Source organism: Intrasporangium sp., assembly GCF_040414665.1.
GTDB lineage: Bacteria > Actinomycetota > Actinomycetes > Actinomycetales > Dermatophilaceae > Intrasporangium.
Map to the genome: position 1 here is coordinate 1 of NZ_JBEDUL010000105.1, position 23,523 is coordinate 23,523.

Annotated in this window: 26 protein-coding genes; 19 read left to right on the forward strand and 7 right to left on the reverse strand. The window is 69.3% G+C overall.

The annotated features are described in order from the left end of the window. The coding region (locus ABF401_RS11255; protein WP_502908225.1) for a helix-turn-helix domain-containing protein at positions 1-355 on the forward strand (355 nt) is incomplete at its 5' end. A 279-nt stretch (positions 356-634) separates the two neighbouring features. Beyond that, entirely contained in the window at positions 635-1,828 is a 1,194-nt protein-coding gene (locus tag ABF401_RS11260) for a molybdopterin molybdotransferase MoeA (protein WP_353509655.1), read from the forward strand. Position 1,829: 1 nt separating this feature from the next. Here ABF401_RS11260 and ABF401_RS11265 read toward each other — a convergent pair whose 3' ends face one another. Then, on the reverse strand, positions 1,830-2,168 hold the full coding sequence (locus ABF401_RS11265) for a YciI family protein (protein WP_353509656.1): 339 nt from the start codon (positions 2,166-2,168) through the stop codon (positions 1,830-1,832). A 13-nt stretch (positions 2,169-2,181) separates the two neighbouring features. Beyond that, positions 2,182-3,036, reverse strand: a complete 855-nt coding sequence (gene fdhD / locus ABF401_RS11270) for a formate dehydrogenase accessory sulfurtransferase FdhD (protein ID WP_353509657.1) — start codon at positions 3,034-3,036, stop codon at positions 2,182-2,184. Positions 3,037-3,061: 25 nt separating this feature from the next. Between fdhD and mobA the strand changes: the two genes are divergently transcribed. After that, on the forward strand, positions 3,062-3,676 hold the full coding sequence (gene mobA / locus ABF401_RS11275) for a molybdenum cofactor guanylyltransferase (protein ID WP_353509658.1): 615 nt from the start codon (positions 3,062-3,064) through the stop codon (positions 3,674-3,676). Positions 3,677-3,777: 101 nt separating this feature from the next. Here the strand turns inward: mobA and ABF401_RS11280 are convergent, their stop codons facing one another. Further along, positions 3,778-4,377, reverse strand: a complete 600-nt coding sequence (locus ABF401_RS11280) for a hypothetical protein (protein ID WP_353509659.1) — start codon at positions 4,375-4,377, stop codon at positions 3,778-3,780. Between the two features lie 129 nt (positions 4,378-4,506). After that, the gene (locus tag ABF401_RS11285) at positions 4,507-6,432 is read right to left on the reverse strand and encodes a penicillin-binding transpeptidase domain-containing protein (protein WP_353509660.1); all 1,926 of its coding nucleotides are present in this window, start codon (positions 6,430-6,432) and stop codon (positions 4,507-4,509) included. Between the two features lie 64 nt (positions 6,433-6,496). Between ABF401_RS11285 and ABF401_RS11290 the strand changes: the two genes are divergently transcribed. Then, positions 6,497-7,591: an App1 family protein phosphatidate phosphatase gene (locus tag ABF401_RS11290; protein ID WP_353509661.1), complete on the forward strand. Its 1,095-nt coding sequence runs from the start codon at positions 6,497-6,499 to the stop codon at positions 7,589-7,591. A gap of 145 nt (positions 7,592-7,736) precedes the next feature. Next, entirely contained in the window at positions 7,737-8,597 is an 861-nt protein-coding gene (locus ABF401_RS11295; protein ID WP_353509662.1) for an Fpg/Nei family DNA glycosylase, read from the forward strand. 33 nt (positions 8,598-8,630) lie between these two features. On the opposite strand, the gene ABF401_RS11300 is transcribed toward ABF401_RS11295, so the two are convergent. Further along, a complete protein-coding gene (locus ABF401_RS11300; protein ID WP_353509663.1) occupies positions 8,631-8,978 on the reverse strand; it encodes a rhodanese-like domain-containing protein in 348 nt (115 codons plus the stop codon). A gap of 82 nt (positions 8,979-9,060) precedes the next feature. Here ABF401_RS11300 and ABF401_RS11305 point away from each other — a divergent pair, with 82 nt between their 5' ends. From ABF401_RS11305 to ABF401_RS11365, 13 genes are all read left to right on the forward strand, one after another. Further along, the gene (locus ABF401_RS11305; protein WP_353509664.1) at positions 9,061-9,927 is read left to right on the forward strand and encodes an aminodeoxychorismate lyase; all 867 of its coding nucleotides are present in this window, start codon (positions 9,061-9,063) and stop codon (positions 9,925-9,927) included. Positions 9,928-9,993: 66 nt separating this feature from the next. After that, entirely contained in the window at positions 9,994-10,842 is an 849-nt protein-coding gene (gene pdxY / locus ABF401_RS11310; RefSeq protein ID WP_353509665.1) for a pyridoxal kinase PdxY, read from the forward strand. A 218-nt stretch (positions 10,843-11,060) separates the two neighbouring features. Next, complete coding sequence (locus ABF401_RS11315; protein WP_353509666.1) at positions 11,061-12,323, forward strand: ATP-binding protein; 1,263 nt, start codon at positions 11,061-11,063, stop codon at positions 12,321-12,323. A 151-nt stretch (positions 12,324-12,474) separates the two neighbouring features. Continuing rightward, positions 12,475-13,038 carry a dihydrofolate reductase family protein gene (locus tag ABF401_RS11320; RefSeq protein ID WP_353509667.1) on the forward strand — a complete coding sequence of 188 codons (564 nt, stop codon included), beginning with the start codon at positions 12,475-12,477 and terminating at the stop codon, positions 13,036-13,038. Between the two features lie 59 nt (positions 13,039-13,097). Next, the gene (locus ABF401_RS11325; protein WP_353509668.1) at positions 13,098-13,532 is read left to right on the forward strand and encodes a GNAT family N-acetyltransferase; all 435 of its coding nucleotides are present in this window, start codon (positions 13,098-13,100) and stop codon (positions 13,530-13,532) included. Between the two features lie 192 nt (positions 13,533-13,724). After that, on the forward strand, positions 13,725-15,536 hold the full coding sequence (locus ABF401_RS11330; protein ID WP_353509669.1) for a glycoside hydrolase family 3 protein: 1,812 nt from the start codon (positions 13,725-13,727) through the stop codon (positions 15,534-15,536). A gap of 438 nt (positions 15,537-15,974) precedes the next feature. Continuing rightward, complete coding sequence (locus tag ABF401_RS11335; protein WP_353509670.1) at positions 15,975-16,820, forward strand: LLM class F420-dependent oxidoreductase; 846 nt, start codon at positions 15,975-15,977, stop codon at positions 16,818-16,820. Between the two features lie 299 nt (positions 16,821-17,119). Next, positions 17,120-17,713 (forward strand): YdeI/OmpD-associated family protein, encoded by a 594-nt coding sequence (locus ABF401_RS11340; RefSeq protein WP_353509671.1) that lies wholly within the window; start codon positions 17,120-17,122, stop codon positions 17,711-17,713. A gap of 93 nt (positions 17,714-17,806) precedes the next feature. Continuing rightward, entirely contained in the window at positions 17,807-18,403 is a 597-nt protein-coding gene (locus ABF401_RS11345; protein WP_353509672.1) for a VOC family protein, read from the forward strand. Between the two features lie 218 nt (positions 18,404-18,621). After that, the gene (locus ABF401_RS11350) at positions 18,622-18,984 is read left to right on the forward strand and encodes a hypothetical protein (RefSeq protein WP_353509673.1); all 363 of its coding nucleotides are present in this window, start codon (positions 18,622-18,624) and stop codon (positions 18,982-18,984) included. A gap of 257 nt (positions 18,985-19,241) precedes the next feature. Then, entirely contained in the window at positions 19,242-19,631 is a 390-nt protein-coding gene (locus ABF401_RS11355; RefSeq protein ID WP_353509674.1) for a DUF1801 domain-containing protein, read from the forward strand. A 179-nt stretch (positions 19,632-19,810) separates the two neighbouring features. Beyond that, positions 19,811-20,476: a hypothetical protein gene (locus ABF401_RS11360; RefSeq protein WP_353509675.1), complete on the forward strand. Its 666-nt coding sequence runs from the start codon at positions 19,811-19,813 to the stop codon at positions 20,474-20,476. A 190-nt stretch (positions 20,477-20,666) separates the two neighbouring features. Next, positions 20,667-21,326, forward strand: coding sequence for a hypothetical protein (locus ABF401_RS11365; protein WP_353509676.1), 660 nt, complete (start codon positions 20,667-20,669; stop codon positions 21,324-21,326). A 182-nt stretch (positions 21,327-21,508) separates the two neighbouring features. Here ABF401_RS11365 and ABF401_RS11370 read toward each other — a convergent pair whose 3' ends face one another. After that, on the reverse strand, positions 21,509-21,853 hold the full coding sequence (locus ABF401_RS11370; RefSeq protein WP_353509677.1) for a YciI family protein: 345 nt from the start codon (positions 21,851-21,853) through the stop codon (positions 21,509-21,511). A gap of 103 nt (positions 21,854-21,956) precedes the next feature. Beyond that, a complete protein-coding gene (locus tag ABF401_RS11375; RefSeq protein WP_353509678.1) occupies positions 21,957-22,766 on the reverse strand; it encodes an LLM class flavin-dependent oxidoreductase in 810 nt (269 codons plus the stop codon). 470 nt (positions 22,767-23,236) lie between these two features. Between ABF401_RS11375 and ABF401_RS11380 the strand changes: the two genes are divergently transcribed. Next, positions 23,237-23,523 (forward strand): hypothetical protein (locus ABF401_RS11380; protein WP_353509679.1); only part of this gene is annotated, 287 nt, incomplete at its 3' end.

A 23,523-nucleotide genomic window follows, 5' to 3' on the forward strand; every position in this document is an offset into this window, starting at 1 on the left:
GCAGGGCGGGGATGTCGCAGGAGACATGGCCCGTCTCGGGCGTGGTTGGGGTCGCGGACTCGTCGGTTCGCGGGCAACGGACCAGGACGGCGAACCGGACCCGGAGAGGACCGTCCTCGACGTGCTCGACACCCTGGGCTTCGATCCCGAGGACCGCCCGCCAGTGGTTCGCCTGCGCCAGTGCCCGATGCTCGACGTCGCCCGTCGCCACCCCGAAGTCGTCTGCAGGGTCCACCTCGGCCTGGTCGAAGGGGTTCTCGAGGCAGCCGGCGGCGACCCGCACGGTGTGGACCTCGAGGCCTTCGCCGAGCCGGGCGCGTGCCTCCTGCACCTCGGCGGCCGACCCGCGAGTTGAGCCGACCACCCAGCAGGCTTGGGTCACATGCGATGGGCCCGCTCGAGTGCCCGATCGCAGGACCGATGGACTACCACGACGAGCCCCGGCAGCGCCTGCCCGTGCGCGCAGTTCGTCGGGGCGGCAGGCCGCGGTAGTCCGTGGGCACCTACATCGATGCCGTATGCCGCTGAGCCGCTCCCAGCGCCCGCTCGGCTGCCGGTCCGCCGTGCCGGAAGCCGGCGCCAGCGTTACCCATGCGGGACATCCGGCCGGACCGCCGTGCGCCAGACTGGCTCCGTGGCCCACCCGTCCGTCGCCGACCACCGCATCGCCCTCCGTGCGGTCATCGGCCCGGCGGCAACCGAGACGATCGCCCTGGATCGCCACGCCCACCGGCGCCGCCTCGCCGCGCCACTTCGAGCGGTCGACGACCTGCCCCGCTTCGACAACTCCGCGATGGACGGCTACGCAGCAGCCCCGGCCACCGTCGGCCAGCTGACCTTCACGGTCGTCGGAGATGTCGCAGCCGGGGACGCGGCGCGCTTCGCGCTCCAGCCCGGCCAGGCCGCGAGGGTCATGACGGGGGCCCGGCTCCCCGCCGGCACCGTGGGCGTCGTGCCCGTCGAGCAGACCGATGCCGCCCGCACCGGCCCAGCCCCGCGGACCGTCACCTTCACGGCACCCGTCGAGCCAGATCGGCACATCCGGCACCGCGCCGAGGACATCGCAGCCGGGATGCCGGTCGCGGATGCGGGAGACCTCCTCTCACCTGCCCTCATCGCCCTCGCCCGCTCCGCCGGCTGCAGCGACGCCATCGTCCATGTGCCCACCCGGGTGGCAGTGGTCGCGACGGGCGCCGAGCTCACCGTCCCCGGTGAGGACCCGGGTCGCGGGGGGATCCACGAGTCCAACTCCGACATGGTCGCGGCGCTCGCCAGCGCCGCTGGCTGTGTCCCGACGCATGTCGAGACGTGCTCCGACGACCCGGACCTGCTGCGAGCCAGGCTCGACGAGCTTGCCGCCGCACCGGACGTCGACCTCGTCATCACCACGGGTGGTGTCAGCGCCGGCGCCTACGAGGTCGTCCGCCAGGTCTGCGAGCCGCGCGAGTCGTTCAGCTTCGTCCACCTCGCGATGCAGCCCGGCGGGCCGCAGGGCCTCGGCCGGTGGGGCGACACGCCGGTCATCTGCCTGCCCGGGACGCCGGTCGGCGCCTTCGTGTCCTTCGCGATGCTCGTGCGACCGGCCTTGGACGAGCGGCACGGCGCGCCGGCCCGGGGAGCGAGCTCAGCGGCATACGTCGGAAGAAGCCGGCCCACCCGGGCGGGGAAGGTGCAGTTCCTCTCGGCCGTGCTCGCGGCGGATGGCACGGTCACCGTGACGGACGGTGGCCAGCTCTGCGGCCTGGCGCAGGCCAACGCGCTCATCGAGGTACCCGAAGGCGTCGACCAGCTCGTCGACGGCGACGTCGTCCTGGTCCACTCACTCTGACTCAGGCGTTGCCCCGGCTCGCGTCCGCCACCCACGGGCCGAGCGGCGGGTTCCACTCTCGCACGACCCGGCGCAGCACATGGCCGCCCAACCAGTAGGGATCCTCCTCGAACGCCTCCACCACGTCATCGAGGGACTCCGCCTCGACGACGATGAGGGCGCCGTTCGGTGGCTCCTCGACGGTCTCCTCACCCTCGGAGAACTCGTCGTGCTCCTCCTGGTACATCCCCGCGACGCGCAGCCCCGGCAGCCCGGTCAGCCATTCACGGTGCTCGGCCCGGATCTTGAAGGCCTCGGTCATGTCCGCCGGGTACGTGTAGTGGATCGCGAAGATGCCCATGCGCCGAGCGTAGTCAGCCGGTCAGCACCCGGTCAGGCCGTGAGTAGACATTGAGCCTGGTGCCCCGGACGAATCCGACGAGCGTCATCCCGGCATCGGCGGCCGTCTCCACGGCGAGCGACGAAGGCGCGGACACCGCGGCGAGACAAGGCACTCCGGCCATGAGCGCCTTCTGCGTCAGCTCGAACGAGGCACGCCCCGACACCATGAGGACGCAGCCTGCCGCTGGGAGCCGCCCCGACAGCAGCGCCCAGCCGAGCACCTTGTCGACAGCGTTGTGTCGGCCGACGTCCTCGCGCACAGCGAGCACCTCGCCGCCGGGTCCGTAGAGGCCCGCCGCATGTAGCCCCCCGGTCTTGTCGAACGAGCGCTGCTCGGTGCGAAGCTTGTCCGGCAGGGCTGCGATGAGCGCGGCCGGCCACTGCGTCGCGTCGTCGCGCACCGGCCAGCTGGTCCGCGCGCGCAGCTGTTCGATCGAGGCCTTGCCGCACACCCCGCAGGACGAGGACGTGAAGAAGTTGCGCGCCATCTCGTCGGACGGAGGGGCGACGCCGGGGGCGAGCGTCACGTCGATGACGTTGTACGTGTTCTCCTCGAAGCCGCTCTCTCCGGAGACGACGGCGCCCTCGCAGTAGCGCGCCAGCGTCACGTCCGACACGTCGCGGATGATGCCTTCCGACAGCAGGAATCCGTGGACGAGCTCGATGTCGCTGCCCGGGGTCCGCATCGTCACGGTGAGCGGGGTGCCGTTGACCCGCAGCTCGAGCGGCTCCTCGACGGTGACGGTGTCGGCGCGCGTGCGCACCCCCGCGTCGTCGGCCGACACGTCGACCACGGTGACCTTGGTCCGCTGCGTGACACGACCCATACGTCAAGCGTGCCAGACTCCGAGCGTGTCACCATCCTCGCCTCGAGCCGCTGCGATCGTCCTGACCGGCGGCGCCTCATCGCGGATGGGTCGGCACAAGCCGGCCATCGTCGTGGGGGGCCGGCCCATCGTCGAGCGCGTGCTCGATGCCGTCGCCGGCTGGCCCGTCGTGGTCGTCGGCAGTGCCGAGGGAGTGCCCGCGGGCAGCAGGGTCGTCTCGGAGGAGCCGCCGGGTGGGGGGCCCGTTGCCGGGATCGCCGCCGGATTCGCCTCCCTCACCACGGGGCCGTATGCCGCTGAGCTCGGTTCCAGCGCACCCGACGTTGTCGTCGTGCTGGCTGGCGACCTCCCGCTCCTGACCCGGCAGCACCTGTCGGACCTGGTGGACGCGGTGGTCGCGGTGGACGACCGGGTTGCCGTCACGAGGTCGTCCTCCGGCCCCAACTGGCTCTGCAGTGCGTGGCCATCGGAGCTGCTCCGGCTGCGGCTGTTGGCGGTGGGCGGCCCTGCTGGGGTCAGCGTCCGGCGCCTCCTGGGCGAGGTCGCGAGGATCGAGGTCCCGGACCTGGCTGACGTGGCGGTCGACGTGGACACGCCAGGTGACCTCGAGGTGGTCCGGCGCCGCGCCGAGCACTCGTGACGCCCGCCAGCTGGGGGCCACGGCCCTGATCTGGCGAGGTTCGAGCTCGCCCGCCCGCCAGACAGGTAGCGGCGTCCGAATATGGCGGCGTGCCACGTCGGTCAGTTGGCGATGGTGCTCGTGGGGGTCGTGCACTCCGTCATGGCCGGGGTGGAAAGGGTCACGTCGGCCACGAGGGATCCGACCAGGCCCGCCACCTCACCGAGCGATGGGTCGGTCAGGTCGAGGGGCCGCAGCTTGTGGTCGGTGATGTCGATGACGATGGCGTCGTTGGGCAGGTCGTCGCCCCCGGGGGCGGATCCGCTCAGGGAGCCCTCGGTGCCGCCTGCGGCGGTTGTCGGGGTGGCATCGACGAGCCGCAGCGTGCTGAGCAGGGAGAGCAGGTGCTTCTGCTGGGCGCCGCTCAGCCGGCACGTGCGGCCGTGGATCGTCCGGGTGCTGACCAGCACGACGCCGTCAGCCTGGAGGATCACCGTGTCGTCGTAGCCGGCGACGCCCCCGGTGCGACGCAGCGTGAGGGGGAAGACGGGGCCGATGATGGGGTCGGTCGAGTCTCCGATGCCACCGCCGGCGAAGGTGCGAGCGGGCTGCCGGGAGTCGATGGGGGTCGGTGTCCCGTTGTTGGCTGGCGCACCGGCAGCGCAGCCACTGAGCGCGACCACCAGAGCCGCCATCGCGACCGCGAGACGCGTCCTCCCCATGCCGACAACTATGGTCCATCGCGGGGCGGCGCGCGCGCGATGTCGCCAAGTGGACTGCAACACTTTGGTGAATTCCTCCCACACCCAGTCCCGATGCGTGACGTCGGGTCGCCGGGGGCTATGTCGGGTTCATGAGGGCCGGTAGGCCTTGAGGAAGTCGACGATGAACGGCGCGGCATGCGTCGATCCGCTCGGGCCCTCTTCGTTGTAGGCGGCAATGGCAAGGTCGCCGACACCCGCCACCATCCAGGCATGCGTCTTCGGCGGATTCGTCGTCCCGAACTCGGCTGTACCCGTCTTGGCGTACTGGACGCCGACCGACTGGAGCACCTTGCCGCTTCCCTCCGTCACGACGGCGTGCAATGTCTGGCGCAGCACCTCCGCCTCGTCCGGCTGGAGGGGGGTCGCCGGCGACGGCAGCGGATCGTCGGTGGCGATGAGCCGGGGGCGAACGGTCTCGCCCTTGATGACTGATGCCATGACGATCGCCATGGCCAGAGGCGAGGCCTCGACCCGGCCCTGGCCGATGAACGACGCGGCGTGCTCGACGGTGTCGTCCGTCGTTGGCACCGAGCCGAGGAAGCCGGTGAACGGCAGGTCGAGGTCCTCGCCCACCCCCAGCGACTGGGCTGCGCGGATGAGGTCGTCCTGCGACACCTTGTCGTGCTGGCTGATGAACGCCGTGTTGCACGAGTAGGCCAGCGCTCGCTCGAGTGGGATGTCGCCGAGCTGCGACGACGGGTACTTGCTGTAGTTGCCGAAGACGCGACCGTTGACCGTGAGGGTGTCCGTGCACGGCAGCGTCGTGCCTGCCGTGGCGCCCTTTCGGACGAGCGCCAGCGTGCTGGCGATCTTGAACGTCGAGCCGGGCGCCTCCTTGCCCGCCAGGGCCAGGGGTGCGCCGTCGGCACCGGGTCCGACCGCGGCGGCGAGGACCTCACCGGTCGAGGGCTTGACGACGACGAGGGCGGTCGGGCGCTTCGTCTGGTTCGCGAGCACCGCTTCGGCAGCAGTCTGCGCCTTCTCGTCCAGGGTCAGCTGGAGCGGCTCCGCCTCCTGGGACGGCTGGGCGAAGAGCTCCCGCTTGTCGATGACCGAGCCGTCGGCGCCGTGCTTGACCGCGTGCACCGCGATCCCGGCTCGGCCCCGGAGCTGCTCGTCGTAGCGAAGCTGGAGGCCGCTCTGGCCCACCATGTCGCCCACCTCGAGGGCGCCGGCCGACTTCTCGATCTGCTCTGCCGTTGCCTCGGCGACGCGGCCGAGGACCGGCGCGGCCCACGTCCGGGTCGGCCCGAGCACCTGCATGGCCGGCGCCCGCAGCGCACCCTTGATCGCGTCGATGCGGTCGATGTTGTCGGCCAGTGCAGGGTCGGAGACGCGGAGCGTGATGGCGCCGACGAACGCTTTCGGGCCGGCCGCCGCGACCCGTCCCGCGAACGCCTTGCCGTCGATGCCGACGATCGCGGCGAGCTGGGTCGCCGAGCGTGTCGCCGCCTCGCCGGAGACCTTGGTCTTGTCGATGCCGACGTGGGCCACCTCCCGCTCGGTCATCAGCTTGTGCCCGGACCGGTCGACGATGTCCGCCCGCTGCGGCCACTTCTTCGCCAGGTCGAGGGTCTCGTCGGCCGTGAGCTCCGGAGCGACGAGCGCGGGGCTCCACCGGACCTGCCAGCGGTCTTCGACGCGGCTCAGGGTCACCTCGGTGTCGTAGCTCCAGTCCTGGTCCGTATCGGGAACGTCCCAGGTCGTCTGGAGCGTCGCGGTCGCGGTGCTGCCCTGCTCGTCCTTGGCGACGCTCTTGACCGTCACTGTCGGACGGAGCTTGCCCAGGTCCTCGTACGCCTTGGCGACGAACGTGGTTGCCTGCTGCGGAGTGCTTCCCGCGAGCGCGACTCCGGAGAGGTCGGCCTTGGCCAGCCCGGTGGCGAGGGAACGCGCCGCCTCGGCCGGGTCGGGCTCGGACTGGAAGAGGGAGCAGCCTGCCATGAGGGTGGTCGCGAGGACGAGGGCGAGGGCCGCTGGGACGGTGCGGGGTGTCTGGCGTCGCCGGCGCATGACCACCACCGTACGTTGCGGCGGAAGCAGGTTCGCAGCGGAGGCGTGAAGTAGGTTTGGCGACATGTCCCGACCGCACGCGGCCGCCATCATCGAGGACGCCTTCAACGAGCAGGTCGAGCGGGTCCTCCGCGGTCGCGGATGGGGCAACCGGGTCATCACCCACATCGGCTATGGCACGAGCACCTATGTCCGGGTGTTCGCGCGGATCGTGCTCGGCCGCCGCGGCCATGCCGGTCCACCCGAACGTCAGGACGCGACCGGCGCCCTCGCCCCCCGGCGCTACAACCGGGGGTGGAGAGTCTTCGTCACGGCCCCGGCGGCCGGGGTTCCCGTGGTCGTCACCATCGGCGACCGCGAGGTCTACGGCCGGTCCGACCGGGGCGGCTACATCGACGTCGTGGCCCATGACCACGGCCTCGAGCCGGGCTGGCGCCAGGTCGTCGTCGCCGCGCAAGGGACCGATCCGGTGCCCGCCGACGTCTACATCGTCGGCGACGACGTCACGTACGGCATCGTCAGCGACATCGACGACACCGTCATCACGACGATGCTGCCGCGGCCGATGGTCGCGGCGTGGAACACCTTCGTCCGCAGCGGCAAGACGCGACGCGCCGTCTCCGGCATGGCGCCGCTCTACCGTCGGCTGCTCTCCGCCCACCCGGGTGCGCCCATCGTCTACCTGTCGACCGGCGCCTGGAACGTCATCCCCACGCTGACGCGCTTCCTCGTCGAGGGCGGCTACCCGCTGGGCCCGCTGCTCATGACGGACTGGGGAGCGACGAACACCGGGTGGTTCCGCAGCGGTCAGGAGCACAAGCGCACCTCGCTGCACCGTCTCGCACGCGACTTCCCCAACATCTCGTGGCTCCTCGTCGGCGACGACGGGCAGCACGACCCGCAGCTGTACGCCGAGTTCGCCGAAGCGCGCCCCGACAAGGTCAGGGCCATCTGCATCCGCCAGCTCACGCCGACGGAGCAGGTCCTCTCGCACCCCGTCGGTCGCGCCGAGGGCCCGCAGCGCGGCTGGGCCAGCCGGACGGTCCCGACCCTCCTGGCATCGGACGGGCACGGCTTCCTGCGCCTCCTCGAGCAGGCCGGGATGGTCGGCGAGCCGGTCGCGGCCGAGGAGCAGCCCTCGCGCCCCGCCACCCCCTGAACCCGCAACACGCCCGGAAGCCAGCAACAGACACCTGAAATTTCACTGCTGGGTTCCGTGTTTCCGGGCGTGTTGCCGTATGCCGCTGAGCTCGCACCCGCTGCGCACTGTCCTCCCAGCCGGGTTCGTTTGGCAGGATGGGCGCATGCCGGAGCTGCCCGAGGTGCAGGCGCTCGTCGACTTCCTCGCCGAGCGGACAACGGGTCTCGCCGTGACGAAGGTCGAGCTGGCCTCGATCAGCGTGCTCAAGACGTTCAACCCCCCGCCGCAGGCGCTCGAGGGGGCACCGATCGACGGCGTGTACCGGCACGGGAAGTTCCTCGACCTCGACTGCGACGGAACCCATCTCGTCTTCCACCTTGCGCGAGCGGGCTGGCTGCGCTGGAGCGACCAGCTGCCGGCCACGGTGCTGCGGCCCGGCAAGTCGCCGATCGCCTTGCGGGTCAGGCTCTCTGACGGATCAGGCTTCGACCTGACGGAGGCAGGGACGAAGAAGTCGCTCGCGGCCTACATCGTCACGGACCCGAGCGAGGTGCCGGGGATCGCCAGGCTCGGACCGGACCCGCTCGCGGACGACTTCACGGTCGAGCGCTTCCGGGAGCTGCTCGCCGGGCGCCGCACCCAGATCAAGGGGTTGCTCCGCGACCAGGAGGTCATCGCCGGCGTGGGCAATGCCTACAGCGACGAGATCCTGCACGTGGCGAAGGTCAGCCCCTTCGCCATCGCGGGGAACCTCGCACCCGACGTCGTCGACCGGCTCTACGCCGCGCTGCGCGAGACGCTGTTGGGTGCCGTGCAGGCCGCGTCGGGGAAGCCGGCGAAGGAGCTCAAGGACGCCAAGCGGGCCGGCATGCGGGTCCATGCGCGGACGGGCGAGGCGTGCCCCGAGTGCGGCGACGTCGTGCGCGAGGTGAGCTTCGCCGACACGTCACTCCAGTACTGCGCCACCTGCCAGACCGGTGGCAAGCCGCTCGCCGATCGGCGCATGTCCAGGCTGCTCAAGTGACGTCCGGCTGAGCGGGCAGGGAGGAGCGGTCCCTCAGAGGACGAAGACGTCCCCGTGATCTCCCGCGAGCGGCTTGCCGGCGCTCTGCCAGGCACGCATGCCGCCCTCGACGTTGGCGACATCGAAGCCCTGCTGGGTCAGCCACGCCACCGCGCGTGAGGACCGCCCACCACCGCGGCAGACGATCGCCACGGTGTCGTCGGTGTCGGGCAGCTCGTCGAGGCGCGAGGGCAGCTCCCCGAGCGGGATGTGGATGGCGTTCGGGGCGTGCCCTGCCGCCCACTCGTTCGGCTCCCGGACGTCGACGATCACGGCGTCGTCGGCGAGGTGCTCGACGCTGGTGACCGGAACCTCGCTCTGGCGGTCGGACGGAATGCTCATAACGGCCATCCTGACACGGATCCCAGCCACGACTCGAACGGGCAGTTCGCGACTGCCCGGGTCCGGGTGGGAGCCTTTCGTCATGACCGAGGTGCCACACGTCGTCGCCGTCCTCGGCCGCGGGGTCGTCGATCCCGACGAACCCGTCGTCACAGCGGACGATCTCGGCCTCACCCGGGGCGACGGCTGCTTCGACTCGCTCCGCGTCTTCACCGACGCGAGCGGCCGAGCCGCGGCTGTCGGGCTCGAGGAGCACCTCGACCGGCTCGACCGGTCCGCTGTGGCGATGGACCTCGCCAACCCGTCCCACGCGCAGTGGCGGGAGCTCGTCGCAGAGGCCCTGACCGCGTGGTCGACCCCGGGCGAGGCGGTCCTCAAGCTCCTCCTCACGCGGGGACGCGACTGGCGGGGCACCGGGGTGACGGCCCTCGCGACCATCTCCCACCGCGGCCCGGCACTCCCAGCCGGCGCTCCACGGCCCATCACCGCCGTCACCCTGTCCAAGGGCCACCCGTCGGATGCCTTCGCCGACGCTCCTTGGCTGCTCGGAGGCGTCAAGACGCTGGCCTACGTCGTCAACGTCGCGGCTGTGCGCGAGGCCAGGCGGCGGGGTGCGGACGACGTCATCTTCACGACGACCGACGGGTACGCCCTCGACGGGCCGACCTCGGGGCTGCTCGTCGCGCGTGACGGCGCCCTGCTCAGCACGCCGACCGGGGCGACGGGGATCCTCGAGTCGGTCACGGTCGAGGCGATCTTCGAGGCGGCCCGCGCGGACGGTGTCGAGGCCCGCCACGAGCTCGTCCCCATCGCTGACCTCTACACCGCGGACGGCCTGTGGCTCGTGTCCTCCGGCCGAGGACCCGCGCTCGTCACGGCCCTCGACGATCGAGCTCTGCACGCCGATCCAGACCTCATTACCCGGGTCGCCCGCTTTGCCGGTTTCTGACGGGGGCGGGGAGTGAGCGACCGGGCGCAACCGGGCTCAGCGGCATACGGGATAGCGTGAGCGTTCGTGAAGATCCTGTCGATCCAGTCACACGTCGCCTACGGCCATGCCGGCAACTCGGCGGCGGTGTTCCCGCTGCAGCGCCTGGGGCACGAGGTCTACCCCGTGCTGACGGTGACCTTCTCCAACCACACGGGCTACGGCTCGAGCCGTGGGCCGCTCATCGCCCCCACCGAGATCGCCGAGGTCATCCAGGGCGTCGAGGAGCGAGGCGCTTTCCCGCACATCGATGCGGTCCTCTCCGGCTACCAGGGCGCCGAGGCCGTGGGCGAGGTCATCCTTGATGCCGTGACCCGGGTCAAGGCGGCCAACCCGTCCGCGCTCTACTGCTGCGACCCGGTCATGGGCGACGTCGGGCGAGGGTTCTTCGTCAGGCCGGGGATCCCGGAGTTCCTGCGCGACGAGGTGGTGCCCCGGGCCGACATCATCACGCCGAACCAGTTCGAGCTCGAGTTCCTCGTCGGGCGCACGCTGGCGACCGAGCAGGAGGTGGTCGAGGCTGCCGACGAGCTGCGCGGGCGCGGGCCGGACGTCGTCCTCGTCACGTCGACGCTCACGCGCGAGACTCCGGAGGGCTCGATCCAGATGACGTGCGTGACCTCCGACGGCGCCTGGATGGTGACGACTCCGCTCCTCCCGATGACGTTCAAGGGCGGGGGCGACGTCGTCTCAGCGCTCTTCCTCGCGCACTACCTGACCGACGGTCCCAGCGTCGGACTCGCTCGCACCGCGGCGACGATGCACACGATCCTCGCGCGCACCCACGCCGCCGGAAGCGAGGAGATGCTCCTCGTGCAGGAACAGGAGGCCATCGCCTCGCCCGACACGCGCGTGGAAGTTTCCCAGATCCGTTGACGTCGTGCTGAGCAGGCACGTTATTGTGGCTTCGCGCCGTTCCGCATGACCACCCCTGACCGTGCGGAACGGCGTTTCGCGCCCAAACCGTGCCGTATGCCGCTGGGCTTGCTTTCGCGCGCTGCCGCGCTGGGCTGGGTGGTCGGGTGAAAGCGACACGAATTGGCGCGTATGCGAATATCTCAGGTTTTCGCTAGACGCGCATATAGCCTCCGATCGTGGACCCCATCACGAACCCGTACGCCCCGGGTGCGGGGCAGCGCCCGCCGGAGCTGGCCGGGCGGGACGAGCAGCTGCGGACCTTCGACGTCGTGCTGGAGCGGATCTCGCGGGGCCGGTCGGAGCGGTCGATCGTCCTGACCGGCCTGCGCGGCGTCGGCAAGACGGTCCTGCTCAACGCCCTGCGGTCGTCGGCGGTGCGGGCCGACTGGGGCACGGGCAAGTTCGAGGCGAGGCCGGAGCAGCGGCTGCGTCGACCGCTCGCGGCCGCCGCCCACCAGGCGGTCCGCGAGCTGGGCCACCCGCGCGGTGACCAGGTCGACCACGTGCTCGGCATCATCAAGTCGTTCGCGCTCCGCGACGCACCCACGGGGGCCAAGCTGCGGGACAAGTGGCAGCCGGGCATCGACGTGCCCGGCGTTGCCGGCCGCGCGGACTCCGGAGACATCGAGATCGACCTCGTGGAGCTCTTCACCGACATCGGTGGGCTCGCCGCCGATGTCGGCAAGGGCGTCGCCTTCTTCATCGACGAGATGCAGGACCTCGACCCCGAGGATGTCTCCGCCCTCTGCGCGGCCTGCCACGAGATCTCGCAGTCCGGGCTGCCCGTCATCGTCGTCGGTGCGGGGCTGCCCCATCTGCCGGCGGTCCTCTCCGCATCGAAGTCTTACTCCGAGAGGCTGTTTCGCTACCAGCGCATCGACCGCCTCCCTCGCGAGGCGGCGGACCAGGCGCTCGTCGGCCCGGCTGCCGACGAGGGGTGCGCGTTCGCCCCCGAGGCGCTCGAGGCGATGTACGCCGTCACGGCCGGCTACCCCTACTTCATCCAGGCCTACGGCAAGGTCGTGTGGGACGTCGCCCCGACGTCCCCCATCTCGGCCGAGGACATCCGCGTCGCCGCACCCGAAGCCGAGTCGGAGCTGGCCGTCGGGTTCTTCGGGTCGCGCTTCGAGCGGGCCACCCCCGCCGAGCGCGAGTACCTGAGGGCGATGGCCGATGCCGCCCTGATCCGGTCCAACGGCTCCCAGCCCGACGACTCAGGTCACGACGTGCTGGGAGCGAGCTCAGCGGCATACGGCATCGTCAACGAGATGGACGCCGTCGCGACGTCAGCGGTGGCCGACATCCTCAGGCGAAAACCGCAATCCCTTTCCCCCGCAAGGGATGCGCTGATCAAGAAGGGGCTGATCTACTCCGGTGAGCGAGGGCAGATCGCGTTCACGGTGCCGCACTTCGGGCGCTATCTGCGCACTCAGGCGTGACCCGCGCGACGGCCAACAATCGAGTGAACCGCATGTGGGCATCCGGAAGAGTGTCGGATTCGGAGCGAGGCGTTCGTAGGAGAGGTGAGAGGGAGATTGGATTCCACACCTCAGCACCGTGATGAACGTCCCCAAGGAGGAGGGCCCGGCCGTGCGGAAACTGACCTTCGGCATGAACGTGAGCGTGGACGGCTACGTCGCCGCGCCGGGCGACGACATCGCCTGGGGCGTGCCGAGCGATGAGCTGTTCCAGTGGTGGTCCGACCGCGTGGGTGCGACGGGCCTGGCGCTGTACGGGCGCAAACTGTGGGAGACGATGAGCTCGCACTGGCCGACCGCCGACCAGCAGCCTGGCGCCACACCGGCGGAGCTGGAGTTCGCCCGCCGCTGGCGGGACATGCCGAAGGTGGTGTTCTCGTCGACGACCGTCACGGTCGACTGGAACACCCGCCTGGTCACGGGTGACGCCGTCTCCGAGATCACCCGGCTGAAGGCCGAGGACGGCGGTCCCATGGACATCGGCGGCGCGACGCTCGCCGCGGCGGCCATGCGGGCCGGGCTGATCGACGAGTACGTGTTGGCCACCGCACCGGTCCTCGTGGGCGGCGGCATGCCGTTCTTCACGGCCCTGGACAACTGGGTGAACCTGAGCCTGGTGGAGACCCGGACGTTTCCCGGCGGAGTGGTCCTGACCAGGTACGAGACCAAGCGCTGAGCGGCCGACGATTGACAGACTCGCCTCATGAGATCGTTGAGGCGTCCGCGGACGAGGTCGTGGAACTGGCCCGGCTCTTGTGCCTGAACGAACCCGCCGAGCAGCCTCAGCAGGACCGCCTTGACGCATTCGCCCTCGAACTTGCCGCATGGTGGGCTGGCCGCGGGAGTTCGCACCGCTGCTTCACCGCCCGCACTTCCGAGGGAAGCTTCGTGGGAATGGCTTGGCTGGCCGTCTTTCCTCGCGTACCCAGACCCGGTAATACGCAGCGCCTGGCTGCCGACATTCAAACCGTCTTCGTCCGACCCGAGTGGCGTGGCCAAGGGATTGGCTCTGCCCTCGTCCAGGCGGCCGTTGACCATGCGGAAGGTATCGGCGTGGTCCATACGACAGTTCACTCCGGGCGAAGGGTCGTGCCTGTCTACGAGCGGCTCGGTTTCGAGTCGTCGCCTCAGCTTCTGCAGCGGACACCGTCGAGTAGGCGGCAGTCGTAGCCCCGCACCCTGTTTGCCTCGGGCATCGTCTGGCTCGTCGGGCTTTGGGCCGCCCATCATTTCGGATGGCGGACCCACGTGCCCGGGCCTAATGTCGTGTTCGTCCCCCGATCGAGGGGATACGCGACTCTGGAGGCGCCAATGTTCGCTCGGTCAGCATCCACCACCCGGCCATCTCGGACGCTGCTTCGGGTGGGCATCGGTCTGTCCGTGGTGCTGGCCGTGGTGTTCGGTCCACCCGCGGCCGCGGCCGGTGATCATCAGAATTCCGGCGACGCGCCCTACCGCGGCAGGGTGATCTCGCTACTGCGGAACATGACGCTGGAGCAGAAGGTCGGCCAGCTGTTTGTCATCGAGGTGGCCGGTCGCGATGCCAACAACGTGAGCGACACGGCCAAGGCCACCAACCAGCGCCTGTTCGGCGTCGACACCCCGGCCCAGGCGATCGCGAAGTACCGGCCCGGGGGAGTCATCTACTACACGACGCGCAACAACGACGACAACATTGGTGACCCGGCACAGGTGGCCACGCTGTCCAACGGCCTGCAGGCCGCCTCGCTGGCGCAGGCCGGCCGCATCCCGCTGCAGATCTCGGTCGACCAGGAGGGTGGCGCACTCGTCGCTCGCTTCGGCGCCCCGGCGACCCAGATGCCCGGGAACATGGCGCTCGGCGCCGGACGTTCGGCCGCCGACGCACGGCGCTCGGCGGAGGTCATCGGCACCGAGCTGGACGCGGTCGGCGTGACGCAGGACTACGCGCCCGTCTCCGATGTCAACATCAACCCGAACAACCCGGTGATCGGGATCCGTTCCATCGGCGGTGACCCGGGCCTGGTCTCCGACCTCGCGTCGGCACAGGTCGCGGGTTACCACTCCGGCGGGATCTCAGCGGTCGCGAAGCACTTCCCCGGCCACGGCGACACCGGCGTGGACAGCCACTTCGGGCTACCGCAGGTCACGCACTCGCTGGAGCAGTTCGAGGCCATCGACCTGCCCCCGTTCAGGGCCGCCATCGCCGCCAAAGTCGACACGATCATGACCGCCCACGTGGTCTTCCCCGCCGTGGACCCGTCCGGTGCCCCGGCAACGATGAGCCACAAGATCCTCACCGGCGTGCTTCGCGACCAGCTCGGCTTCGACGGTCTGATCGTCACCGACGCACTCGACATGGCGGGTGCCACGGCGACGTACCCGCCGAACGTGGCACCGGTCCAGGCGGTCCTGGCCGGAGCGGACCAGCTGCTCGTCCCGCCGCAGATGGACGTGGCGTACGCCGCCGTGCTCGACGCGGTCCGCAGCGGCGAGATCAGCAAGCGGCGACTCGACGAGTCGGTCTACCGGATCCTGCTGCACAAGTTCCAGCGCGGCATCTTCGCCGACCCGTTCGTCGACCCGGCGGTGGCGCCGCAGATCATGGGCGCCCCCGGCCACCTGGCCGACGCGCAGGCGATCACCGACCGCACCACGACCCTCGTCAAGAACGACGCCGGCCTGCTGCCGCTGACCGCCGGCCCGCGCCGGGTGCTGGTCGCCGGCTGGGGCGTCGGCACCACCCAGACGATGGCGACCGCGCTGACCGCACGTGGAGCGACGACCCAGGTCCTCGAGTCCGGCACCACGCCGTCGGCCACCGCTATCGACAACGCGGTCGCGGCCGCACAGGACTCGGACCTCGTCGTCGTGTCGACCAACAACGCGTACGCCATCAACGCCGCCACCGGGCAGCCGACCGCGGCCGCGGCGGCGCAGACCCGGCTGGTCCGAGCGCTGCTGGCGACCGACAAGCCGGTCGTGGTCGCCGCGATGCGCAACCCGTACGACGTTGCCTCATTCCCCGAGGCGCCGACCGTGCTCGACACCTACGGCTACACCGCCGACCAGATCGAGTCGCTGGTGCGGGTGCTCTATGGCGAAGTCAACCCGGCCGGCCGGCTGCCAGTCTCGATCCCCCGCGCCGATGGCACCGGCGAGCTGTTCCCGTTCGGCCACGGCCTGAGCTACTGACCACTACTGACCCCAAAACCATCCCGCGGCGGCGGCCCGTTCACGGGCACGGTCGCCGAAGTCGGCCATCTTCGCCCCCAGGGCGACGTGGCGCGCCTGACCATATCGATTACCCACACCTCGGTCGGCGCCGGCGACGTAGGCGGTCAGGAAGTGGACGTCGTGTCGGTCGAGGTTCCCCCGGGCGCGGTCGTAATGCTCGGTCGTCCGGGGGTCTGCGCATCCCGGAGGGGGACGCCGGCATCGAGAGCGTTGGTCATCCCGGGATGATCGACTTGCGGCGCAAGGATGCAACTCGAGAGCGCTCGGATGCCGGTGTTGAGTGCCTTCACGAGGACGGCCGGGTGTGCCTAGCGGTCGCTCCTGCGACTTGATGCTCCTGCGCCGAGAGTCTCCCCAGCGATGGCAGCGGGTGGCGGAATCGGGTACAACGGCTGGATGACTGTGCGCTTCGGTCTCAAACTCAGCCAGGACGCGACCATCGATCAGTTGCGCGACCTGTGGCGTGTCGCCGACGAGGGCGGCTTCGACAGCTGCTGGGTGATGGACCACTTCGCCACGCTGGGCGGCCGGGAGGACGGCCCCATTTTCGAGACGTGGACGCTGTTGGCGGCAATGGCTCAGATCACGACCCGCACGAGGATCGGATGTGCCGTCGTGGGCAACACCTACCGCCATCCCGGGGTGCTGGCGAAGATGGCGGTCACGGTCGACCACCTGTCCGGGGGGCGCCTTGACTTCGGCATCGGCGCCGGCTGGGCCGAGAACGAGCACACCATGCTCGGGCTGGAGTTCGGCACCCGGAAAGACCGCGCCGACCGGCTCGAGGAGAGCGTCCAGATCATCCGGGGGTTGTGGACCCAACCGCGGACCACCTTCACGGGTGAGCACTACCAACTGCAGGATGCCGTCGCTGAACCCAAGCCGGTGCAACAGCCCTACCCACCGATCTGGATCGGCGGGTCGGGACCCAAACGGACGCTGCGGATCGCCGCCCAGTACGCCGACGTGTGGAACGCGGCGGGTGGCACCCCCGAGGAGGTCGCGGCGTCGTCAGCGATTCTCGACCAGCACTGTGCGCAGATCGGGCGCGATCCGGGCAAGATCCGTCGGTCGGTCCAGTACGGCGTCAGCGCGGAAAGCGTGGACCAAGTCCGAACGACCGCCGAGGCCTTCGTCAAGATCGGGGTGACCGACTTCCTGCTCATCCTGCGCGGCGCTGACCCGGTGGCCCTGGGAGAGCAGCTCGCGGCCGAGCTACCGCGCCTGCGCGAACTCGGCTAGCACGCGCCGGTCCATCCGGCCGTGGCGGCGCGGAATCCCAAGCACTGAGAATCCGAACAGCCCCGGGGCTACTCCACCCGGCAGGCAGCGGAGTTCCTTTAGGACCTCCTCCGAACTGCCCTTGGGGCTCGCGGTCTATCCGGCGTGAGCCAGCAATCGATCTCGCTGAGCAGCCGCACCATCGCCTTTTCCACGTTATATCGCAGAAGATTCCAGGCGCCAGACCTTGACCGTCAGGATGGTCGACTCGCGGCGGTGTGACGCGGGCTGGCGTCGGTGGGCGCTGACAGGATGGTCCCATGTCGGAGGAGGAGACGTCCGAGGTGTTGGCCGGCCAGCCGGTGATCTCCTTCGCGACTGCGCGGGACTGTGAGGCATGGTTCGCCGATCACGATGCCGACCACCGCGGCTTCTGGCTCAAGATCGGGAAGAAGGGCGCGGCGGAGACGGTCACGTACGGCGAGGCGCTCGAGGTCGCGCTCTGCCACGGCTGGATCGACGGGCAGAAGCGGGGATATGACGAGACCTATTGGTTGCAGTGCTTCACCCCGCGACGGCCGCGGAGCAGATGGTCGCAGATCAACCGGGACAAGGCCGATGCGCTGATCAAGGCCGGTCGGATGCGCCCGGCCGGACAGGAGCAGGTCGACGCGGCGAGGGCCGACGGCCGGTGGGCGGCGGCCTACGCCGGCCAGAGGAGCGCGACCGTTCCCGACGACCTGGCTGCGGCGCTGGCGGCCGACCCGCAGGCGAAGGCGTTCTTCGAGACCCTCAGCGGCGCCAACCGCTATGCGATCCTTTACCGCGTCCACGATGCGAAGAAGCCCCAGACCCGGGCCGCGCGCATCGCGACGTTCGTCGAGATGTGCCACAACCACGAGACCGTCCACTGACCGGTGGCCAGCTTCGGCGAGGTCGCGGACCGGACGCAGCCCGATGCGTCGCCGCCGGCAACGTCGTAGGGTAACGGCCGAGAGGAGGCGGCGATGGCCGATCCGGTGGGCGACATCATCGGGGACTATCGCTCGTTCGCCACGCAGCAGCAAGACCGCCTTCTTGCCCGGGGCATAGACATCCGCCCGTACCCGCTCAGTCACCTCGCCGTCCGCGTACCGGAGTGGGACCAGTACGTCCACGTGCGCACCCTGCTCGAACGCCACGCGGTCGCCAATCGGGAGAACGTTTGGAACGGCCGCCCGATCTCGTTGATCGTTCCCGCCGGGCCGCTGGAGGTTCTCGACGGCAAGGTCGTTCCGCTCATCGAGCTCATCCCGCCCGTGCACCAGCGCGTCTACAAGATGGGCCTGGAGCACCTCGGCGTGGTGATCGGAGATGCGTTCGACGCGTTCGTCGCAGCCCACAAGCCGGTCCTGACGGGACAGCAGTTCCAGGGGCCGGACAGCACACCCGACCCCGTGTACATCTTGTTCGAGGACTTCACCCACGTGAAGTTCTATCGACTTTCACTCAGAGCGTCTGTCGAGCTCCATGCGGGCCCGTTCGACGACGGGTTCCATCATGTCGAGGACTGGCTGCCCCAACGGATCGTGACCGCGACCGGTCCGAACCCTCTGCCGCGCTGAGCGGCGCCCGCGGCTCGGCGCAACGGCACGCTGTCCACGACGACTGGTCTCGACACGTTTGCTCACTCGCGTTCCCGACGCGGCTCTACCGGCGAGATGTGCCGCCTTCGGCAGATCCGGAGAGGCAGTGCGCACGGCAGGCGGCCGAACTACGCAGGTCCGGGCCGCGCGACTCGCGGCAGGTGCCGACGTTCGATCGGCGGTGTCAGACTGACGTCATGGATCCGGCTGCGCCCCTCTCGTCGGGGGACGACGATGAAGATCGGATCGGGCCAGATGACCTCACGATCCGAACGCCAAACGGCACCGTGGCCGAGCCCGCGAGCTGGCTCGCGCTCGTCTACTCCACACTCCGAAAACCGGGGGACTTCCTCGTAGTGAGTAGTGGTCCGCCAGACATGTACGCCCAGGCACTAAATCACGATGGGCGGTTCGTGCTCGAGTACCGTGATGGCTCCCCCGACAGGCACTTCCGGACCGACGACGTATCCCTGGCATCGGTCGCCGATGCCCTGTCGCAATGGATGAGTGGCGGTCGGGACTTCATCAAAGACCACAAGTGGAGACCATTGTCGATCTAGTGGTGGCAGGGTCAGCCGCAAGGTCGCGCCCGCCAAGCCCGCAAAAGTGTCTTCACGTATGACAAGACGCACCTCATCGGCGGGCTGGAGCGCCCCCGAACGCGGCGGTATGACGCATCCATCCGGAGCGTGGCCGGCCCGGTCGAACACCGCCCGCCCAACTGGTCACAGTTTCCCAACGCCGCGACCCACGCACCTGAGCCGTGGTTGTCCGCACCGGCTCTTGGCATCCCACCGTTGCTAGCATCGGGGCCACGATGGACGTGTCCGAGCGGGTCGAGGCTTTCCTCGCCAGTCAACCCGAACCCAAGCAGACCGACCTCCGGCAGCTGCACGCGCAGGTGCTCGCGGAGTTCCCTGACGCACGGCTGTGGTTCAACGACGGCACCAACGAGGACGGCAAGGTCGTGGCCAACCCCAACATCGGCTACGGCGACTACACCATCACCTATGCCGACGGGTCGTCGCGAGAGTTCTATCGCATCGGTCTGAGCGCCAACACGACAGGCATCTCGGTCTATGTGCTCGGACTCGAGGACAAGACGTACCTGGCGCCCACCTACGGGGCCTCGATCGGTCGGGCCACCGTCACTGGCTACTGCATCAAGTTCACACGCCTCTCAGCCATCAAACTGACACCCTTCTGAACGCCATCCGAGACGGAATGACCATCAACCCTGGGCTTTGAGTCAGGGAACACCGCTCCCCGCCATCACAACGGTCGACAGGCGGCGCTATGACGCGGGCGGGTTGCGCAGTCGTAAGGCGCGGACCGTCCGGCGAAGACTCACCGGCTCGAGATGCCCACCAAGGCTAGCCTCGTTGGGTGACAGTCGACGCGTACCTGCAGGAGACCGGATCTGGTGCCTACGCGGACTTCCTCGTTCCCGATCTGACCAGTGGACACGGATCGCCGGTCGATCTCGTGCTCCTTCTTGAGTCTCCTCATGGCGACGAGCTGCACGCAAAGCACCCACTCGCCGGTCGCGCCGGAAGGGACGCCCTCGCGTTCTTGGCGGGGAATGTTGACGCGGGCATATCTCTTGGCGAGGAAGTTGCCCGCCGGCATAAGCGTGGTGACTTCCGTGTGGCAATCGTCAACGTCAGTCAGGTTCCACTGCAGCGCCAGGCCATCACGACGGCAACTCCTCTGGATGACAAGCAATGGACTGCAGTCGAGGGCCTACGTCGATCGGGGGCAAGGGAGGTCCAAACCCTGAGGGCAGCCCGAAGGCAATACGCTGAGTGTCTCCTCTCTGATCTCGACCGTCGCGTCGCTCTATTGGGCATCAGCCCTACGACGACAGTGGCGGCGGCAGGGAAGTTCGCCCAGATGTTCTGGCGTTCCCTCTCGTCAGCGCCGACGTGCGCGCTGCTGGAAGTGCCGCACCCGGCCCGTCGCCAGTGGACACGAGCTGCTGGCGATGCTGCTGGCCGACTTGGGCTACTCAGAGAGCGATTTGGCGTCGCTTCCACGGCGCTCTCCAAGTGATCAGCACTCGAACCGGGGCAGAGAGTGCGGCGAGGGGAATCTTGAGTGCGCTACTGACTTATGACCCAACGCATCAGCTCCCGACCCGTCGGTACGCGGCGCCGTGACGCACGTTCGCGAGTTGCGCAAGTGGGGCGTGAGCGGACCCATGGCGTACCGAGGGGGGCCAGTCGTCGGGCATCATCTGGCCATGGGGCATGAAGCGCCCGTCCTGAGACTGGTCGCCCCGTCGGCGGACGGCATCACCGTCGCGGTTGGCGCGGGTCACTGTCTCAGGTTCACCAACGAAGGTGTCGTGTACGGCTTCAGCAGTGACCCAGAGTTCGAGCCATGGTCGAAGGTGCTCGATCTTCACGTGATCTTTCCCGCGGCGCGTACGCCAGCATGGACGGTTCTCAAGACGATCCTAGAAGTGCTTACGCCTGTGAATATGCGCTCCACTCAGACCCATCTCGAGCTGGAGACCTTGGCGAATGGCTGGAGATCCTTCGAACTCGGCTATCCCGAGGCCTTCGGGGCGTTCGCACCCCAGGGTCAAGCTCTTGCGGTCGAGGCTGCGATTGACCGCTTGTCCGAACGTGGGCTGTTACGGCGACTTGGTGACCCGGACTTCGTGCAGGCCGTCGTCCGGGGGCTGCCAACCCTCTCGCCGCTCCCGTCAAGGTGCAGCGCCCACCGGACGAACGACCTTGACGGCGACAAGCGCCGGCGCACACTCGAAAGAGCCGATCCCGGCCCCTTGACGACAGAGGGGACCCGAAGTGACGCCGTTGACCGCGACGGCTTCGGTGTGGCCTCTGGGCCGTACAAGCCGCCGCCGAGAGGGCCGGGGCTCGTTTGTTGGTGCTGACTCGCTTCACAATGTCGTCCCGCTGACAGGTCAGGTGTCCCCGCGGCGGGAGGCGGTTGATCCCGAGACTGGCGTAGTGTCGGGCCGCATTCCGATCCCGCCTGGAACTAGGCGGGATCGGGAGCCAGCGACGCGCTGGAAGCCGGCCCAGCGGCATACGGCAATGGTTACTCGGTCTGCGGCTAGGGCTTGAAGCGGCGAACCTCGTGCGGCCAGCCACAGGCCTCTGCGATCTTGGCCGCCCACATCTTCGCGGCCTCGTCGTCGGGTACGTCCACGATGGCGAAACCGCCCAGGAACTCCTTGGTCTCGACATAGGGTCCGTCGGTGATCATCATGGAGCCGCTGGTCGGGTCGGCGCTGTAGACCGGGCCGTCCTCCTCCTCCAGCCCCCCGGCGAACACGTACACGCCGGCCGCCTTCATCTCGTTGACGGCCGCCATGGCGAGCGGTCCGCGCTCGCGGAACCACTCCGCGGTGTGGTCCCCGACCCATTGCTGGTTGAAGTACAGGAGGTACTCGGCCATAACTGCTCCTTCTGTTCCGGCGGACCCGGTTGGTCCGCGCTCACCTGTCCCACGAACGGAGACGGACGAATCCGACACGATCGTCCAGGAAATGATCTCTCGGCTACTGGCCGGCCAGCTTGGCCACCACCGGCGCCAACACTTCGGCGAAGTCCGCGCCAAAGACGAAGTACGAGTAGCCGATCTCATCGCGCCGTCGTTGGATCTCCTCGGCGGCAGCCGCTGGATCGGCCGGGAGGATGGCCAGCGAGTCCGCCTCCCGCAACGCCGCCGGATCCGTGTCTCGCGCTGACGCCATGAACGGTGCGACGGAGTCGCCAACAACGGGGACGTGGAGCGCGAGCTCGATGTCCCGCTCGGCGCGGAACTTGCGCGCCAGCCCGGCGATGTCCTCACGAGTGTCGCTGGGAAACATCGCGAAGGTGACCGTGTCGGCAACGTCCACCGCCAGCGCTCGGGCCTTCGGCCCACGCACGGCCATGACGACCGGCGTGTGAACATCGGGGCCGTCCAGCTCCCGCAACGCCGACACGGTCTCCCGCACCTGGGCCATCCGCTCACCTGGTGACGGCACGGGCATCCCGCGCTCCCGCAGTTCGTCCTCGATCCCCGGCCGGCCCGTGCCGATGCCCATCTCGAACCGACCCTCCGTGAGCACTGATAGCGAGTGCGCTTCCCAGGCAGTGTTCCAGGGCGGCCGCAGCGGGGAGGCGTACACCCAGGTGCCTACCCGCAGGGCTGTCTGGGCGGCTGCAAGAGCGAGAGTAGGGGCTGGCGCAGGCTGCCACAGCGGCACGTCCGGCATCAGCAGCGTCGAATAGCCGCTGTCCGCGATGCGGCGCACCCGGTCCCGCCACGTGGGCAGGTCAGTCAGCACGGGGGCAACGACCCCGAATCGAAACGGTCTGGCCATGTCTGAACTCCTCTCGCACAGAGGTTCGGCGATACGGCCCCTGCACTCATACAACGAGCTGGATGACCCAGTTTCGACGATGCGGCGCCAGGTTCCGGTGGTGCCGCCGAGATCAGCGCGTCGGTGGGGGGAAGGGCTCACGTGCTCCATAGGAGCGCAGCCAGCAGGACGCAGGCGAACCGCGCAGCGCGATTCTTGTACGGCGGTGACCTGCCGCGCGAGGATGGTTGTGGGAGCGTCAACAAGCCATGACACCGAACCAAGCGGGCTCACCCGTGGCCACAGTCTCGCCGTTCCGGTGGGTGTTGGGCACGGTCGTGGGCTCGACGGCAGGTGCCGCGTTGGGGGGTGCGCTCATCACGACCTGGTCGCAGCCCTTCAACGACGTGAGATCGCCTCTCGATTCGGTTGCCAGTGCCGTCCCTCGCACGTCTGTTGCGTTGGGTCTCTGGGGCGCGGGCGTGGGAATCATGCAGTCGCTGATCCTGCGTAGGCATCTCGTCGGTGCTCGCTGGTGGCCCTCGGCAACCCTGGCCGGCTGGGCGTTCGCGGGGGCCGTGTCAGGCGTCTTGCCCTTCACTGCGGCGGTGACAGGCAGAGGCATCGACGTCGGACCGATCGGCTTCGTCGCGGTCGCCGCGGCGACGGTGTTGGCGATCGGCTTCGTGTCTGGCGTCTTGCAGTGGCTGATCCTCCGACGCCAAGTCGCCCGATCCGGCCTGTGGGTGTGGACCAATACCGGCGGCATTGCACTGGC

Bases quoted from the DNA above. Each gene is read 5' to 3' on its own strand.
- ABF401_RS11265 (WP_353509656.1), bottom strand. From the start codon at position 2,168: ATGGGCATCTTCGCGATCCACTACACGTACCCGGCGGACATGACCGAG.
- fdhD (WP_353509657.1), bottom strand. From the start codon at position 3,036: ATGGGTCGTGTCACGCAGCGGACCAAGGTCACCGTGGTCGACGTGTCG.
- ABF401_RS11280 (WP_353509659.1), bottom strand. From the start codon at position 4,377: ATGGGGAGGACGCGTCTCGCGGTCGCGATGGCGGCTCTGGTGGTCGCG.
- ABF401_RS11285 (WP_353509660.1), bottom strand. From the start codon at position 6,432: ATGCGCCGGCGACGCCAGACACCCCGCACCGTCCCAGCGGCCCTCGCC.
- ABF401_RS11290 (WP_353509661.1), top strand. From the start codon at position 6,497: ATGTCCCGACCGCACGCGGCCGCCATCATCGAGGACGCCTTCAACGAG.
- ABF401_RS11295 (WP_353509662.1), top strand. From the start codon at position 7,737: ATGCCGGAGCTGCCCGAGGTGCAGGCGCTCGTCGACTTCCTCGCCGAG.
- ABF401_RS11300 (WP_353509663.1), bottom strand. From the start codon at position 8,978: ATGAGCATTCCGTCCGACCGCCAGAGCGAGGTTCCGGTCACCAGCGTC.
- ABF401_RS11305 (WP_353509664.1), top strand. From the start codon at position 9,061: ATGACCGAGGTGCCACACGTCGTCGCCGTCCTCGGCCGCGGGGTCGTC.
- ABF401_RS11335 (WP_353509670.1), top strand. From the start codon at position 15,975: ATGACTGTGCGCTTCGGTCTCAAACTCAGCCAGGACGCGACCATCGAT.
- ABF401_RS11340 (WP_353509671.1), top strand. From the start codon at position 17,120: ATGTCGGAGGAGGAGACGTCCGAGGTGTTGGCCGGCCAGCCGGTGATC.
- ABF401_RS11345 (WP_353509672.1), top strand. From the start codon at position 17,807: ATGGCCGATCCGGTGGGCGACATCATCGGGGACTATCGCTCGTTCGCC.
- ABF401_RS11350 (WP_353509673.1), top strand. From the start codon at position 18,622: ATGGATCCGGCTGCGCCCCTCTCGTCGGGGGACGACGATGAAGATCGG.
- ABF401_RS11355 (WP_353509674.1), top strand. From the start codon at position 19,242: ATGGACGTGTCCGAGCGGGTCGAGGCTTTCCTCGCCAGTCAACCCGAA.
- ABF401_RS11365 (WP_353509676.1), top strand. From the start codon at position 20,667: ATGGGGCATGAAGCGCCCGTCCTGAGACTGGTCGCCCCGTCGGCGGAC.
- ABF401_RS11370 (WP_353509677.1), bottom strand. From the start codon at position 21,853: ATGGCCGAGTACCTCCTGTACTTCAACCAGCAATGGGTCGGGGACCAC.
- ABF401_RS11375 (WP_353509678.1), bottom strand. From the start codon at position 22,766: ATGGCCAGACCGTTTCGATTCGGGGTCGTTGCCCCCGTGCTGACTGAC.